Annotated in this window: 1 protein-coding gene; it reads left to right on the forward strand. The window is 66.6% G+C overall.

What is annotated here, in order from left to right:
• Positions 1-1,034, forward strand: a 1,034-nt coding sequence (locus tag BN4252_RS00465; RefSeq protein WP_143341131.1) for a metallophosphoesterase, incomplete at its 5' end; no start/stop codon positions are given.
• Between the last annotated feature and the right edge of the window lie 81 nt (positions 1,035-1,115).

The following is a 1,115-nucleotide window of genomic DNA, read 5'->3' on the forward strand; positions in this document are numbered from 1 at the left end:
GCGCCACCGCCCTCTCCGCCCGCGCCACCGCTACCGCCCTCACCGCCGCCATCACCCTCATCCCGCTCACACCCGCCGCCGCCATCCAACCCGACACCCTGCCGGAATCCTCGCGCCCGTACCGCTACCTCGAAACGTTTGACGGCGTGCCCAACCCGGCGCACTTCACGCACACGCTCCCGGACGGCTGGTCCCAAACCGTCACGGGCGTGACCTCCGGCGAAGCGCGCTGGAACGGCTGGACGCTCTCGGACATCCGCCACTGGACGTGGGCCGCGGGCACCGACACGCGGCACTACTTCACGCAGGCACACAGCAATATCGCCATCATCGATTCGCAGCAGCAGCGCCTCGCCCCGCGCGATTCGATGACGGCGCGGATGAGCACTTCGCCTATCGACGTCTCCAACCACGAGCGCGTCGCCCTCGAGTTCGACCACCACTACCGGCAGGGCAAGGCCGGCCAGGCTGCCCGCGTGAGCGTGGCGTTCGACGACGGCGCGCCCCGAACGGTGGCCGAGTTCACGGCGGATCGCCCCACGCAGCACGAGTACTTCGACATCGACGTGCCCGCCGGCGCCAGCCAAATGCGCGTGGACTTCACCTACGACGGCGGCAACAACGACTACTGGTGGGCCGTGGACAACGTCGCGGTGCGCGAGCCGCTGACCGAGCCGGCCGGTAAGCCTCAGACGATCATCGACGTCATCTCGGACACCCAGGATGACCCGGATGATTACAAGTTGGCGGTGCGCCGCCTCAACGCGATGCCGGAGAAGGCGCAGGCGCTGGTGATCAACGGCGACTTGGTGGACACCGGCCGCCAGGAGCAGTGGGACAAGTTCATGGCGGCGCGCGCGGAGGTCACGCACGATTCCGGCGAGGAGCTGTGGACCATCGGCAACCACGAGCTCTACGGTCAGGAGCTGGACTTCCAGGAGAAGTTCGACCGCTACATGCGCTACGCCGGGGAGGTGACCGGGCAGACCGAGAGTGTCCGATTGTTTGTGTGCGGGGGCTTAGTTTACAAGTAGTCCGCGAATCGGTCGGGGTATGCCACGGCTAGTTGGTTGATGGCTTGTTTCCACCCGGTGGCTTTCGCCCCTTCAATATAG

The sequence above is a fragment of the Corynebacterium bouchesdurhonense genome, assembly GCF_900078305.2.
Classification (GTDB): Bacteria; Actinomycetota; Actinomycetes; order Mycobacteriales; family Mycobacteriaceae; genus Corynebacterium; species Corynebacterium bouchesdurhonense.